The following is a 13,677-nucleotide window of genomic DNA, read 5'->3' as shown; positions in this document are numbered from 1 at the left end:
GGGTCAAGGCCGATAGTGACGGAAGTTCACTGAGAGGCGGTTGGGGGCCACATCCAGGACGTGCATGACCGACCCGTCCGGCCGTGGAAGAAAGGTCAGCGCTTCCACTTCGGTGCCGGACGGAAGGTTCTCGGCGAATGCCTGGCTGACGGCGCCGCTGGTCAGGTCGATTGTGTAGATGGCTTTGGTCGCGCCGTCGGACGAGGCGTACAGGCGGCCGTCGTAGTACTTCGCTCCCTGGACGTGCGGGATCGGCTGACTCAAAGGCACCCGCTTCATCAGGTGGCCGTCGCTGAGGCTGTAGGCGTTGATGGCGGTGGCCTCGTACTCCGACGACAGCAGGTAGCCGCCGCCGACCGCCGTCCAGGGCACCCCGTCGCGCTGGACGTCCTGGGGCAGCGCGAAAGCCGTGCCCGTGTAGGCGAGCGTTGCGGCATTGTAGATGGCGATGTAGGGGTGCTGGTATTTGCTGCCGTCCTCGATCGGCGCGTAGAGCTTGCCGTTGTAGTAGTCGATGCCGCCGATGTGGTTGTCGCCCTGGAGCGCCAGCGCGGTCGGGATGGCGAGGGTGTTGGACGCCTGGGTCCTGCCGTCCATGCCGACGCGGCTCAGGCCGTACTGCCAGGAGAAGTACCAGGCGTTGCCGTCGGTGGTGACGCCTTGGGAGCGCTGCAGCGCATCGGTCAGGTAGAAGGTGTCGCTGGACACCTGCTGCCAGCCCGCCGCCGACGCCGTCCCCGAAACGGTGAAGGCAGCGGCCAGCAGGGTCAGCGCGGTCGTCAGGGCGGTGGGCTTCCACACGGGCGTGCTCCTCGGAGGCGGCGGGTGGCTGGTGCAGGGGCCGTCAGCCCTGCGGCGGGATGGTGCAGGGCCGGCCTGCGCAGGTGTCGATGATGCGGCCGGTGCGCAGGAACTCGGCGAGCTGGGCCATGGCCTCGGCCGACCCGCGGGTGCTGCCGTGCGGGTCGTCCCCGGCGGTGTTGGGGGTGTCGGTGGTCGGCGGCGCGGGCGTGCCGGCGTCCCAGATGACCAGGCCGGAACCCGCATACGGGAAGCGGGTGAGCGACGGCAGGGCCCAGAACGGCGTGACGTCGGGTTTGCGTCCGGGGGCGAGCGCGGGCTGCCGCACGGGGACGTCGCCGAGGGTGCGGGCCATGGTCTCGGTGGCGATGTTGGCCACCTGGTGGTCGCCGAACGCCTCGTGGATCAGGACGCGGTGGACCGGCGTGCCCGGCAGCGGGTCGCGCGTGACGTGGGCGGCGTAGCCGTCGCCCTCGCCGCGGTCCCAGAGCATCTGGATCAGGTTCAGGACGAGCTGCTGCTCCAGCCTGTCCGGGTAGCTGACGTCGAGGAGCTTCTCGTACTGGGCGAAGTCGACGCTGCGGTTCAGCATCGTGCTGTAGTTGATGCCGGGGACGATCAGGGCAGCGCGCCGGAAGTCGGTCGCGAGCGCGGTCAGCGCCGTCCCCTGGATGCCGCCCTGGCTGGCGCCGGCGTAGGCCAGGCCGCCGCCGATGAGCGGGCGGCCGTCCTGCGTGCGGAACGCGGCGTCGGCGGTGAAGCCCTTCGGGTGGACGAGGTCGCGGCCGAGGAACAGGAAGTCCAGGTAGCTCTGCTGCTGCCGGTCCGGGACGGTGTTGAACCGCGAGATGTTCAGCAGGACGCTCGCGACGTTGGCGATGTCGCCGGCGGACATCCCGATCCAGTCGGTCGCGCACAGCATCAGGTCGTGCTGCTGCGCGGCGCGCCGGAGCTTCTCGCTGTCGATCTCGGACGCGCTGCCCATGAGCCCGTGCCCGTACAGGACCGGCTGCGCGGCCGTGGTGAGCGCGGCGCGCGGGATGTTGCAGCGGAAGTTCGCCTTCTGGACGTTGCCGGGGATCTGCTGCGGCAGCCCGTCGCGTCCGTAGTGCAGGGACGAGCCGGGCGGTCCGCCGGGAAGGTCGAGGTAGCTGGGCACGTCCACGGTGCCCTCGACTCGGCGGGCCAGGTAAGGGTCCTGGTCGGTGGTGAAGTCGGTGACCTTGCCGATGGTGAACGCCGGCGCGCGCGTACCGAGGGCGCGGAAGGCGTCGTCCCGCATGTGGACGGCCCGTTCGGTGAGGTTCCGCGTGGACGCGACGGTGAAGTCCCACGCCAGGTAGAGCCCGGAGGTGGAAACGTGGTGCCCGTTCAGCTCGCGGACGGTGCGCCGGAGGGCCGTCCCGCGTTCCTTCTCCGTGGTGCCGAGCGGATGGCCCGACAGCATGCGCCGGACGGCGGCCGACGCTCGGAGCGTCCGCCCCTCCGTGTCCTTGAGGTTGCGCAGGAGGACCAGGTAGCGGTGGCCTTCGCGCAGGTTCCGGGCAGGGCGGACGAGCAGCAGCCGCCGCGACTCGGGCGCGTTGACGTCGAGTTCGGCGAAGTAGGGCCGGCGCTCGCCGGTGCGCGCGTCCATCAGGACGATGGGTGCGTCCGAGGCGAGCGAGCGGGCCATGTCGGTGATCGGGGCCGCGCCGGTCCGGGCCAGGTCCAGGCCCGGGACGCGGGTGAGCATCGCCGAGCCCGGGGAGAACCCGTCGCTGCGGTTCCACTGCGCGGGGTCGGTCGGGACGACTCCCCCGGCGCGCGGCGTCGCGAGCGGCGAGAGGTTCACGCGCCGTCCGGTCGCGGTGCTCCGGTCGGGGACGGTGAACCAGTCGTTCGGGAACGGCAGCATGCACGCCGCGGTGTCGGCCGGATCACACACATGCGCCGCGGACGTCCCAGCCGCGAGCTTCCCAGCCGCGAGCTTCCCGGCTGCGGACGTCCCGGGTCCGGCCGCGGCGGCGGGACGCGCCGCGGCCGGGCCCGGGGCCGCGACGGCCGGGGCCGGGAGTGCCAGGGCCGAGGCGGGCAGGGCGAGCAGCGCGACCAGGACGCCGCGGGGCCTCATCGCGCGGCCTGGAGCTGCCCGGCGATGATCCGCGCGTAGTTCTCCTCGCCCGTCCGGTTCGGGTGCAGGGGCGCGGCGGCCGACGTCGGCACGTACCCCTCCAGCCACTTGGCGGCCGGCGCCTGGCAGGCGTCGTGGCCCGCGCTCGGGGTGACCAGGTCGATGTAGGCCATGCCGTGCGCGGCGGCCTGCCGGGCGATCACCCCGTTCATCCGCGCGACGCTCCCCTGGAGCCAGTCGGCGTCCGCGGGCAGGACGGGCACGGTGGGCCAGCAGCCGCCGGGCTTGATGTAGAGGCCGTAGCCGGTGACGGCCACGCGCGCCTGCGGCGACCGCTGCCGGATGCCGTCCAGCACGGCGGCGAGTTTCGGCTCGAAGGCGTCGATGCGCTGGGCGACCTGGTCCACGCCACCCTGGGTGTACTTGGTCTTGCAGGGCGTCCCGGTCGGCAGCAGGTTGACGCAGGTCTGCGCGACGCCGACGAGCCCGGCGTCGTTGCCGCCGATGGTGAGCGTCACGAGCCTGGTGTCGGCGGTGAGCGCGTCGAACTGCGGCGGGGCCGTCCCGGCGGGCTGCCCGAGGACGCTGAGGTTCTGCGGCTCGGTCATGTGCCTGGTCGCGGCGCCGCTGCACGTCACGTCGTTCAGCCCGGCGACGCCGAGCGTGGACGCGAGCACGTGCGCGTAGTTGTGCGTCGAGCGCCCGCAGGCGACCGGGCCGGTGATGTCGGGGATGAGCGGCCCGGACGCCATCGAGTCGCCGAGCGCGACGTAGGCGGGCGCGGCCGCCCGCGCGGCCGGGGCGAGCGCGAGCGCGGCCAGCGCGGCGGGGACGAGGGTGACGAGGGACCGGCGGAGCCAGGGGCGGGATGTGAGGGGCACGGGTCCTCCTTGGGGGGCGATGCAATACTCGGCCCGCCGGACCCGATGACCATCAGGGAATTATCCAGAGATGGGCGGAGGATCCTGTGACGGAGACCAAACCGGCCGGTAGCCGCGCCCCGACCATCGGCGGATGCCCCGCCGACTCCGTCCTGGGTCCGCAGGTGCCGGTGCTGGCGCGCCGGATGGTGGCCGCGTTCGCCGACAGGTTCCCGACGTATTCGGCGCTGCCGCGCGAGGAGCTGGCCGGCGACATCACCCGCGTGGTCGAGGACAACCTGCGGACGTTCGTCCGGACCCTGCGCACCGGTCGGCTACCCGCGCCCGACGACCTGGTGGAGATGACCCGCTCGGCGGCCCGCCGCGCCGAGGAGGGCGTGCCGCTCGGCGCGGTGCTGTCGGCCTACCACCTCGGCTGGCGGATCGGGCTGGACGCGCTGCTCGCGCACGCCGGCCCGGCGGACCTGGAGGCGGTCATCGAGGTCGAGCGCATCCTGCTCGACGTGCTGCAGCTGGTGTCGGCGGCGGTCGCGGACGCCTACGTCGAGGAGCACCAGGCCCTGCACGGCCAGGACCAGGCGGCGCGGCACGAGGTGCTGTCGGCGCTGCTGGACGGCCAGGACCCGAAGGACGCCGCCCGGCGCGCCGGCGTCCGTCCGGCCCCGGCCTACGCGGTGCTCACCCTCGCGCTCGGCGCCCACCCGGACGAGACCGAGGCGGGTGTCACCGGCAGCGTCGCCGCGCGCCGCAAGCTGCGCCGCGTCCAGGCCGAGATCGACCACCACGGCCGGGACCAGGCGCTGCACGCCCTGAACGCGCGCGGCGGGACGGCCCTGCTGCCGGTGGACGACCCCGACGCGGCGCTGGCGGGCGGCTGGGACCGGCTGGCCGGGCTCGTCGCGCGGATCGCGGGCCGCGCGGGCGGCGCCGTGCACGCCGGGGTCGCGGCGTCCGCGGCGGGGTCGGTCGCCGACGCGGCGCGCCAGTCCGCCGACATCCTGGAGATCGTCCGGATCACCGGCCGCGCTCCCGGCGCCTACCGGATCACCGACGTGCTGCTCGACTACCAGCTCTCCCGGCCCGGTCCCGCGCGGACGCACCTGGCCGGGCTGCTGGCCGTCCTGGACGGCAACCCGGTCCTGCTGGAGACGCTGCGCGCCTACGTGGCCAGCGGTTTCAACCGGCGGCGGGCGGCGCCGCTGCTGCACGTCCACCCGAACACCGTGGACTACCGGCTGCGCCGCATCGGCGTCCTGACCGGCCTGGACCCGACCTGCCCGGCCGACCTCCCGCAGCTACGCGCCGCGCTGGTCGCGCACGACTTCACCCCGTCGCGGCGGCCGACGACAGGGCCGCGATGAGCCCTTCCGCGCCGCGCGGATCGGCCGATTCCAGCTCGACGAGGTTGCCGTCCCGCAGGTGGATAGCGAAGTTCGCGAGCTTGATGGTGACCTGGGCGCGGGACCCGGCCCGCTGCTCGACACCCTTGACCTGCCGCAGGTCGAGCTCGACGACCAGGTCCTTGGCGCGGCCCATCACCAGCCAGGACTGGGAGAACAGCAGCAGCCTGCGGTCGGTGACGGCGGCGACCATCTTCGCGGGCAGGCCGTTCGCGCCGGTCGCCTCGACCAGGCGGATGCCGGTGACGTTGCCGAGCGCCGCGTAGTAGCCGTCCCGCTTGAGCGTGCCGGGCAGGCTGACCATGCAGCTGGCCAGCAGCCGCTCGTCCTGCTGCGCGACCTGTGCGAACGCCTTCTTGACCGGCCAGTCGCGTGCGGCCATGGGGGGTTCCCTTCTCGATGCGATCATGTGAATGGCGTTGACTGTACATCCAGCCAGTCAACGGCGCGGGGCGATTTCCGCGATCTCCCCGCGACCGGGGACAATGGCGGGCGGCACGCCTTCGTTCGGCACACAGGCTCATTCGGCACGCAGGGGGGTTCGGCTTGTCACCACGGTCCGCCGAGACCAACCGGGAGCTGCGGGAGCAGTCCCGCCGCCGCATCCTGGACGCGGCGCTGGAGCTGTTCGCCGAGCGCGGGTACGGCGGCGCGTCGGTGGCGCAGATCGCCGACCGGGCGGGGGTCGCGCGGGGCCTGGTCTCCTACTACTTCCCGGCCAAGGAGCGGCTGCTGGAGGAGCTGCTGACCGAGGCGATGTTCGGGATCTTCGGCCTGGTCGCCCCGGCGCCGGAGGAGACGACCGCCGACGAGCGGCTGGCCGGGCTGATCGACCGCGTCCTGCTCACCGCCTCCCGGACCGTTCCACTCCAGCGGCTCGTGCTGTGCCTGATGCTCCAGCCCGCGACCCGCGGCGTCTACGTGCGGGTCGAGGCGTCGCACGCCGCCGAGCTGACCGCGTTCGAGGACGCCATCCGGTCGATCTTCACCGAGCGCGGCGCGCCCGACCCGGCCCTGGAGGAGGTGCTGCTGCGCAGCGTCCTGGAGGGCGTGGTGTTCAAGCTGGCCGTCTACCCCGATACCTACCCGCTGGAGGCGGTGCGCCGCCGCGTCTACGCGATCTACGACCTGTCCCCCGCGGGCCCGCTGCTCCCGGACGAACCGGACCGTCCCGCCGACCGCCTGCGCTCCTGACCGCCTGGCGGCGGCCGGGCTTCCCCGCCGCGGCGTCCGGGTAGGTACCGGGGGGCGAGATGCGGCCGGACGGGGAGGTCCGCATGACCGCGCGTGCGCTGATGGCGGAGTTCGACGACATCGCCGGCTGGACCGCCGAGGCCGTCGAGCGGCTCGGTGCCGCCTACGCGATCCCGGCCGCCTGCCGGGGCAGCGCGAACCCGGCCGCGCTCGCGTGGCTGGCCGAGGCCTGCGAGCTGTCGGCCGGGACGCGCCTGCTGGACGTCGGGGCGGGCATGGGCGGTCCGGCCGCCTGGGTCGCGGCCCGGTTCGGCGCGCGGCCGGTCCTGCTGGAGCCGATGCCGGGCGCCGGACGCGCCGCCGCCCGGTTGTTCGGGCTGCCGGTCGTCACCGCCGACGGCGCCCGCATCCCGCTCCGGACGGCCTCGGTCGACGCCGCCTGGTGCCTCGGGGTGCTGGACGTCCTGCGGGACAAGGCCGCCGTGCTGCGCGAGATCCACCGCGTCCTGCGGCCGGGGGCGCCGCTGGGCCTGCTGGTCGTGGTCGCGCAGGGGCCGCAGCTGCTGCCCTGCCCCGAGGGCAACCACTTCCCGACCCGGCGGGCGCTCGCCGAGCTGGTCGTCCGGGCGGGGTTCGCGGCGGCCGAGCAGATCGACCAGCCCGACGTCCCGCCGCTGTCGTGGAAGCGCCGCGCCGACCGGGTCGCCGCGGTCGTCGCGTCCCGGCACCGGACCGACCGCGCGCACGTGCTCGCGGCGGGGCAGGCTGAGCGGTTCAGCCGGCTGTTCGACGCCGGGCAGGTCGCGATCCGGCTGCTGCACGCCGTCCGGCGGGAGGCCCCGGCGGCCGGGGGAATGGACGGGCCGGACCGCGGGTTGGCGTGATCATGACGAAGGTGCTTGCGGTGTCGGGAAGCCTGCGGGACGGGTCGACCAACTCGGCCGTGCTGCGGACGGCGGGGGCGGTCGCGCCCGAGGGGATCGAGGTCCTGGGCTTCGGCGGGCTGGCGGCGCTGCCGCATTTCAACCCCGACGACGACCGCGAGCCGCTGCCCGCCGCCGTCCGCGAACTGCGGGACGCGATCGGCGCGGCCGACGCGGTGCTGTTCTGCACGCCCGAGTACGCGGGGGCGCTGCCCGGGTCGTTCAAGAACCTGCTGGACTGGACGATCGGCGGCGGCGAGATGTACGAGAAGCCGGTGGCCTGGCTGAACGTGTCGTCGATCGCCGCGCCGACCGGCGGCGCCGGAGCGCACGACTCGCTGCGCGCCGTGCTCGGCTACGCCGGCACCTCGATCGTCGAAGACGCGTGCGCGCGCGTCCCGCTGTCGCGCCAGGACGTCGGCCCGGACGGGCTCATCGGGGACGCCGGGACGCGTGCGGCCATCGTGGCCTCGCTGCGTGCCCTTGCCGCTGCGGCGGACGAGCACCGGGACGCGTGGGCGGACGCGAGATAAGCCGAAGGCGTGGCCGGTTCCGGCAGGTCTGGGCATTGCCGCGCGCCCGGGGCGGGCATCGGGGTGAGCATGGAGCGGACCGACCTCGGAGGCCGCGATGGCTACTGCTCTGGACGTCCCCCTCTTCCAGCCCGACCCCTACGAGGCGTACGCGCGGCTGCGCGAGAAGGCGCCGGTGCACCGCGACGACGAGTGCGACTTCTGGGCGCTGTCGCGGCACGCCGACGTCAGCGTCGCCTTCCGCGACGCGGAGACGTTCTCCAGCCGCAACGGCAACATGCTGGACCCGCTGCTGTGGGGGCCGAACGCGGCGGCGTTCGCGTCCATCTCGGCGATCGACCCGCCCCGGCACACGCTGATCCGGGGGCTGGTCGCCCGGTCGTTCACGCGGGCGCGGCTGGCCCGGCTGGAGGAGCGCGTCGCCGAGATCGCGCGCGGGCACCTGGACCGGGCGCTGGCGGGCGGCGAGTTCGACCTGGTCGCCGAGTTCTCCTCGCGGCTGCCGGTGGACGTGATCGGCGAGCTGATCGGCGTCCCGGTCGCCGACCGGGCGGAGATCTGGCGGCTGCAGAGCATCCTCATCGACCGCGAGGAGGACACCGACGCCGCGGCCGCGCAGCGCGCCGAGTGCATGGCCGTCCTCACCGGCTACTTCGCCGACCTCGTCCAGCAGCGGCGGCGGCGTCCGCGCGAGGATCTCGCGTCGCAGGTCGTGGCGTCCGCCGACGCCGACGGGACGGTCACCGACCCCGAGGTGCTCGCGCTGCTGCTCGTCCTGGTGCTGGCGGGCGGCGAGACGACCTCGGGCCTCATCGCCAACGCCCTGGACGCGGTGTGGCGCTTCCCCGCAGCACGGGCCGACGCGTACGCCGACGTGGACGGTTGGGTTGAGGAGACGCTGCGCTTCGAGCCGCCCTTCCAGTTCGCCGGGCGGACGCTCACCCGCGACCTCACCCTGCATGGCGTGCACATCCCCGAGGGCGAGCGCGTCCTGTTGCTGCTGGCGTCCGCCAACCGCGACGCCGAGGTGTTCACCGATCCGGACCGGTTCGACCCCAAGCGCGACACCAGCGCGAAGGTCACCTTCGGCAGCGGCCACCACCACTGCGTCGGCGCGCAGCTCGCGCGGCTGGAGGCGCGGATCGCCCTGCGCGAGTTCACCGGCCGGGTCGCCGACTTCGAGATCGACGACGCCCGGGCCGAGCGGGCGGGGTCCGCGCAGTTCCGCGACTTCACCTTCCTGCCGGTGCGCGCGACTCCCCGCTAAGCGCGGAGGCTCGCCGCTAGAGGCGAAGGCTCGCCGCTGAACGCGGAGAAGGCTCTCCCCCGGGACGAGGGAGAGCCTTCGGCGGGACGGGGGCGTCAGCGCAGCCGCAGCCACGCGCCTTCGGAGCTGGTGTAGAAGATGTGGCGCTTGCGGTCGAGCTTGCCGACCGCGGAGCGGATCCGCATCCGGTCCTGCTTCCAGTAGCTCATGGACCAGCCGGTGCTGAGCGTCTTGCCCGCGCCGAGCGTGTTCACCTTGCACTTGTTCCGGACGTGCGCCTTCGGGCTGGTCAGGTCGTAGCAGAACCCGGCGCTCTTGCCGTCGGCGCGGGTGTCCTTGACCATGATGTCCATCCAGACGAACTTGCCCATGGCGTCCTGGGCCCAGTACCAGTCGCCCCACACCGAGGCGCCGCGGACGCCCTGCGCCCGGAACCGGTGGATCTTCCCGATCCGGTGGAAGCCCGCCTTCCCGGCGGCCGCGACCGTTCCCGCGCCGTCCCGGGTGGCTCCGCCGACGGCGTGCCCCGTGTCCGCCGACGCGGGCGCGGCCAGCGCGATCCCCGCGGCCAGCACCACACCGCCGACCAGGCCGATTCTGAGCATGTAGCGTTCCATCCCTTCACAACTGGCAACAAACGTTACATATGACCCCTGGCGCCTCCGGGTGGTTTACACGGGTCAGGAGCGAAGTGAGCCGCCCGCCGTCCGCACGTCCGCGGGCTCCGCGTCCGCTGGCTGCGCGGGCCCGGGGGTAATGCCAGCACCACCCCCGGTCGGAAGCGGAGGTTACCGACAGGCGTCCGCGCCGCGCCGATGCTGGAAGATGAGCGATCGGAAGCGAGGGTTCGGGGATGACGGTCATGGCGCGGGGATTCACCGAGGGCACGGCGGACGGCACCGGCACCGACCGCTACCGGGCGCGCCTGGCCCGGGGCACCCTGGGCCGTCCGGCCCTGGAGGTCTACGTGCAGGGCGGCCTGTACGACGTGGCGGTGGCGGACGGCTTCGCCCGGTCGCTGCTGCGGGGCGCGGTCCAGGGACCGGGCTGGGCGCTGGCATGGGGCCAGCTCCCTCCGGACGGCGCGGACGTCCAGGTGGCGTTCACCGGACGGCACGTCGACCTCTCTGCGGGTGTCCGCGTCCTCGGCGACCGGTTCTGGGTCGCCGAGGCGGACGTCCGGGCCCGGCGGGTGGTCGTCGACACGCCGTCCGAGCGGGCGGCGCTGCGGGTGGCCACCGTCAGCCGCGAAGGCCGCTGGCGCTGGCCTTGGAGCGCAGCGAACTGAGCATCGGGACGAGTGTGGCCAGCAAGGCGATCAGTACGCAGGCCGCTGTGACGGCGGCGAGCGTCGTCCAGGGGACGACCAGCGCCGTCGCACTGGTCACGCGGTTCAGCGCCATCCAGAACCCGGCCAGGCTCACGGCCGAAACCGCCAGCGCCACCACCCCCACGCAGACCACCAAGACCGCCTCACCCAGCGCCACGCGCGCCACCTGGGCGGGCGTCGCGCCGGACAGCCGCAGGACGGCCTGGTCCCGCGACCGGCCGGCCGCCGCCATCGCCAGGGTCCCGGCGACCGAGATCCCGCAGTAGGCGAGCGCGATGCCGAGCGTCACCAAGATCCCGAGCCGGCTGCTGCCACCCTTGCCCGAAGACCCGTCGGCCGCGTCGCGCGCGGACACCGTCTCGACGCCGAGGCCCTCGGTGGCCGCGCGAAGCCCCTTCGCCACGGCCGCCTTGTCCGCGCCCGGCCGAAGGAGCACGTCGATGCGTCCGATCTGGGATGGTTCGACGCGTCCGGTGCGAGACGGCTCGGCGCGTCCGATCTGGGCTGGGTCGGCGCGGGCGGACGTCAGGTAGGCGCGGCCGTCGTCCAGGCCGCTCTTCATGACCGCCGCGACGCGGACGGAAGTGCGCGTGCCGTCGCCGAGCCACAGGTTCACGACATCGCCGGGCTTCTTGCCCCAGTCGTCGTCCACAATCAGGTCGTTCTCGCCAAGGGCCGCGATCGAGCCCTTCCGGACGTCCATCCGGGCGATCCTCGCGAGGTCGCCGGGCCGGACGATCTGGGCCTCGTACCGTCTGAGGTTGCCGCCGTCCCCGATCGCGTAGACGTGGGTCTCCGCCGATGGCACGGCCTCCATCCCTGGGACGGTCCGCAGCCGTTGCAGCACCACGGCGCTGACCGTGTCGCCGCGGGTCGGGCGCACCACGAAATCGGCGCGGACGTTGTGCCGGGCTTCGGCGGACTTGGTGGCGTCCGCGCTGGCGCCGGTGCCCAGCAGCGATCCCGCCAGGCCGACCGTGATCAGGACGGGTGCGGCGACCGACGCCGTCCGGCGGGCCGCCGCGAGGGTGTTCTCCCGGACCAGCAGCCCGGTGGCCCCGCCGGAGCGGGCCAGCGGACGGGTGAGCAGCCGGGCGAGCGGGGGCACCAACAGCGGTGCGAGCAGCGCGGCGCCGGTGATCAGGAGCATCACCGCCGGGGTGTAGCCCTTGCGGTTGGCGGCCGAGGCCGGGTCGCTCACAGCCGTGGTGACCAGGGTCGCGAGACCGCCGCCGAAGGCCGCCAGGCCGAACAGCAGCCGGACGGGCGTCATCGTGCGGCTCTCGACGGCCGCCTCGCGCAGCGCCTCCGCCGGACGCACCCGTCCCGCGCGCCGCGACGCGGCGGCGACGCCGATCAGTGCCACGGCAGGCCCGGTCAGGAACGCGATCACCAGCGGCCAGGCCGCCACCGGGACGGTGAACCAGGACGGCGCGAGCCGGTGCGCAACCAGCCAGTGCCCGAGCAGCCGCGCGCAGACCGGGGCGACGGCGCAGCCGGTGGCCGCGGCGAGCAGGCCGACCAGCAGCGCCTCGGCGGTCAGCATCCGGCGGACCTGGCGGGGCGTGGCGCCGATGAGGCGCAGCAGAGCCAGCTCGCGCCGCCGCTGCGCCACGGACAGCGCGAACGTGGACGCCACGACGAACACCGCGACGAACCCGGCGATGCCCGCCGCGATACCGAGCAGCACGTCGGCGTCGTTCAGCGCGCGGCGCTCGCGGTCCGGATCGGGATCGGCGTCGTGCCGCGCGTCGCCGGTCAGCACGGACACCCCCGACGCTTCGACCGCGCGGCGGGCGGCGTCCGGCAAGCCGGTGACCGCGAGGCCGTCCACGCGCGGGGACAGGCGCGCGGCCTCGGCGTCGGCGAAGAACACCGCATGCTCGAAGCCGACCCGGGTGACCGTCCCGGAGACGGTGTAGGGCCGTTCAGCGGAGGCCGTCAGCACGCTGACGCGGTCGCCGACGCGGGCTTCGCCGGTCGCCAGGACGATCTCGTCGGGGCGGCGCGGGGCGGTTCCGGCGGTGAGGCGGTAGCCGCCGAAGCGGGCCACCGACCAGGGGTGTCCGACGCTGCTCGGCCCGTTGCCGATCACGTGCGCCGGGAACGTCCGGTCCGGGACGACCGGAACGGCCGCGCTCACCCGCGCCACCAGGTCGGGCGCCAGGCCCCGCGAGGTGTCCAGCGTCCTGCTCCCCCGGGCTCCCGGGACGGCGAGCGTCCGGCTCGGCCGGATGACGGCGTCGGCCTGCGCGAACCGCTGCGGTTTCGGCTGCCGGGCCGGGGACAGCGTCGCGGCGAGCGCGAGGGCCAGCGCGGCGGTCATGGTGACGCCGAGCGCGAGCGCGGCGAACGTCCCGGCGAGCGAGAGCCGGCGCGTCCGCAGGGTGGCGAGGGCGAGGCTCAGCATGCGCGCGCCTCCAGGCGCGTGACGTGCGCGGCGACCTGCTCGGGCGTGGCGGCGGCGAGCTCTCCGGCGAGCCGCCCGTCGGCCAGGAACACCACGCGGTCGGCGCGGGACGCCGCGACCGGGTCGTGCGTGACCATGATGATCGTCTGCCCGTGCCGGTCGGCCAGCGCGCGCAGCAGGGCCAGCACGTCGCGCGAGGTCGCGGTGTCGAGCGCGCCGGTGGGCTCGTCGGCGAACAGCACGGCGGGCCGGGTGACCAGCGCGCGGGCGATCGCGACCCGCTGCCGCTGCCCGCCGGACAGCTCGCCCGGCCGGTGCCCGGCCCGGTCGGCCAGCCCGACCTCCGCCAGGACGTCCCGGACCTCCGCCCGCTTCGGCCAGCGGCCCGCCAGGCGCAGCGGCAGCCCGACGTTCTGCTCGGCGGTCAGAGAGGAGACCAGGTTGTACGCCTGGAACACGAACCCGATCCTGTCGCGGCGCAGCCGGGTCAGCGCGGTCTCGCCGAGCCGGTCCAGCTCCACGCCCGCGACGACGACGCTGCCGCTCGTCGGACGGTCCAGGCCCGCCGCGCATTGCAGCAGCGTGGATTTTCCGGACCCGGACGGCCCCATCACCGCGGTGAACGTCCCCGCTCGGAAAGTCGCGGTCACGCCGTCGAGCGCGGTGACGCCGCCGCCCGCGCCGCCGCCGCCGAAGACCCGGCGGACCGCCGAGAGTCGAACCACTTCGTCCATGCGGAGGAGTCAACCGGGGAACGCACCTGGCCACAGCGCCACCAGCGCCACCTTTGCGGGTAGCGCTGGCGCTACCTCCGTATTCGTCGCG

At 74.3% G+C, this 13,677-nt stretch carries 13 protein-coding genes; 6 read left to right on the top strand and 7 right to left on the bottom strand.

The window, feature by feature from the left end; all coding sequences use genetic code 11:
- Window positions 1-3 precede the first annotated feature (3 nt).
- From FHU30_RS35225 to FHU30_RS35215, 3 genes are read right to left on the bottom strand one after another with little or no spacing between them, the layout of a single operon-like run.
- Window positions 4-801, bottom strand: a complete 798-nt coding sequence (locus FHU30_RS35225) for a DUF6923 family protein (protein WP_253881870.1) — start codon at window positions 799-801, stop codon at window positions 4-6.
- A 43-nt stretch (window positions 802-844) separates the two neighbouring features.
- Window positions 845-2,914, bottom strand: coding sequence for a hypothetical protein (locus FHU30_RS35220; protein ID WP_253881869.1), 2,070 nt, complete (start codon window positions 2,912-2,914; stop codon window positions 845-847).
- Window positions 2,911-3,795: an SGNH/GDSL hydrolase family protein gene (locus FHU30_RS35215; protein WP_253881868.1), complete on the bottom strand. Its 885-nt coding sequence runs from the start codon at window positions 3,793-3,795 to the stop codon at window positions 2,911-2,913. Before FHU30_RS35215 ends, FHU30_RS35220 begins: the two co-directional genes overlap by 4 nt.
- A gap of 86 nt (window positions 3,796-3,881) precedes the next feature.
- Between FHU30_RS35215 and FHU30_RS35210 the strand changes: the two genes are divergently transcribed.
- Window positions 3,882-5,156, top strand: coding sequence for a PucR family transcriptional regulator (locus tag FHU30_RS35210; protein WP_253881867.1), 1,275 nt, complete (start codon window positions 3,882-3,884; stop codon window positions 5,154-5,156).
- Here FHU30_RS35210 and FHU30_RS35205 read toward each other — a convergent pair.
- The gene (locus FHU30_RS35205) at window positions 5,119-5,577 is read right to left on the bottom strand and encodes a hypothetical protein (protein WP_253881866.1); all 459 of its coding nucleotides are present in this window, start codon (window positions 5,575-5,577) and stop codon (window positions 5,119-5,121) included. The two genes, FHU30_RS35210 and FHU30_RS35205, sit on opposite strands and share 38 nt — an antisense overlap.
- A 164-nt stretch (window positions 5,578-5,741) precedes the next feature.
- On the opposite strand from FHU30_RS35205, the gene FHU30_RS35200 reads away from it, so the two are divergent.
- The 4 genes from FHU30_RS35200 to FHU30_RS35185 all read left to right on the top strand — a co-directional run bounded on the left by FHU30_RS35200 (window position 5,742) and on the right by FHU30_RS35185 (window position 9,112).
- Window positions 5,742-6,389: a TetR/AcrR family transcriptional regulator gene (locus FHU30_RS35200; protein ID WP_253881865.1), complete on the top strand. Its 648-nt coding sequence runs from the start codon at window positions 5,742-5,744 to the stop codon at window positions 6,387-6,389.
- A gap of 83 nt (window positions 6,390-6,472) precedes the next feature.
- Window positions 6,473-7,273, top strand: coding sequence for a class I SAM-dependent methyltransferase (locus FHU30_RS35195; protein ID WP_253881864.1), 801 nt, complete (start codon window positions 6,473-6,475; stop codon window positions 7,271-7,273).
- 2 nt (window positions 7,274-7,275) lie between these two features.
- Window positions 7,276-7,845, top strand: a complete 570-nt coding sequence (locus FHU30_RS35190) for an NADPH-dependent FMN reductase (protein ID WP_253881863.1) — start codon at window positions 7,276-7,278, stop codon at window positions 7,843-7,845.
- 97 nt (window positions 7,846-7,942) lie between these two features.
- Entirely contained in the window at window positions 7,943-9,112 is a 1,170-nt protein-coding gene (locus FHU30_RS35185; RefSeq protein ID WP_253881862.1) for a cytochrome P450, read from the top strand.
- A gap of 95 nt (window positions 9,113-9,207) precedes the next feature.
- Here FHU30_RS35185 and FHU30_RS35180 read toward each other — a convergent pair whose 3' ends face one another.
- Complete coding sequence (locus tag FHU30_RS35180; protein WP_253881861.1) at window positions 9,208-9,717, bottom strand: hypothetical protein; 510 nt, start codon at window positions 9,715-9,717, stop codon at window positions 9,208-9,210.
- Window positions 9,718-9,965: 248 nt separating this feature from the next.
- Between FHU30_RS35180 and FHU30_RS35175 the strand changes: the two genes are divergently transcribed.
- On the top strand, window positions 9,966-10,400 hold the full coding sequence (locus FHU30_RS35175; RefSeq protein ID WP_253881860.1) for a hypothetical protein: 435 nt from the start codon (window positions 9,966-9,968) through the stop codon (window positions 10,398-10,400).
- On the opposite strand, the gene FHU30_RS35170 is transcribed toward FHU30_RS35175, so the two are convergent.
- A complete protein-coding gene (locus tag FHU30_RS35170) occupies window positions 10,354-12,852 on the bottom strand; it encodes an ABC transporter permease (RefSeq protein ID WP_253881859.1) in 2,499 nt (832 codons plus the stop codon). The genes FHU30_RS35175 and FHU30_RS35170 overlap by 47 nt on opposite strands.
- Entirely contained in the window at window positions 12,846-13,586 is a 741-nt protein-coding gene (locus tag FHU30_RS35165) for an ABC transporter ATP-binding protein (RefSeq protein WP_253881858.1), read from the bottom strand. Before FHU30_RS35165 ends, FHU30_RS35170 begins: the two co-directional genes overlap by 7 nt.
- Window positions 13,587-13,677 lie beyond the last annotated feature (91 nt).

The sequence above is a fragment of the Actinomadura rupiterrae genome (assembly GCF_024172125.1).
Taxonomy (GTDB): Bacteria; Actinomycetota; Actinomycetes; order Streptosporangiales; family Streptosporangiaceae; genus Spirillospora; species Spirillospora rupiterrae.
Note: the sequence above shows the minus strand (reverse complement) of the source record. Positions and strands in the feature narration are given on the sequence as shown.

Coding starts and splice junctions, on each gene's coding strand:
- FHU30_RS35220 (WP_253881869.1), bottom strand. CDS start 2,914: ATGAGGCCCCGCGGCGTCCTGGTCGCGCTGCTCGCCCTGCCCGCCTCG.
- FHU30_RS35205 (WP_253881866.1), bottom strand. CDS start 5,577: ATGGCCGCACGCGACTGGCCGGTCAAGAAGGCGTTCGCACAGGTCGCG.
- FHU30_RS35195 (WP_253881864.1), top strand. CDS start 6,473: ATGACCGCGCGTGCGCTGATGGCGGAGTTCGACGACATCGCCGGCTGG.
- FHU30_RS35190 (WP_253881863.1), top strand. CDS start 7,276: ATGACGAAGGTGCTTGCGGTGTCGGGAAGCCTGCGGGACGGGTCGACC.
- FHU30_RS35185 (WP_253881862.1), top strand. CDS start 7,943: ATGGCTACTGCTCTGGACGTCCCCCTCTTCCAGCCCGACCCCTACGAG.
- FHU30_RS35180 (WP_253881861.1), bottom strand. CDS start 9,717: ATGCTCAGAATCGGCCTGGTCGGCGGTGTGGTGCTGGCCGCGGGGATC.
- FHU30_RS35175 (WP_253881860.1), top strand. CDS start 9,966: ATGACGGTCATGGCGCGGGGATTCACCGAGGGCACGGCGGACGGCACC.
- FHU30_RS35170 (WP_253881859.1), bottom strand. CDS start 12,852: ATGCTGAGCCTCGCCCTCGCCACCCTGCGGACGCGCCGGCTCTCGCTC.
- FHU30_RS35165 (WP_253881858.1), bottom strand. CDS start 13,586: ATGGACGAAGTGGTTCGACTCTCGGCGGTCCGCCGGGTCTTCGGCGGC.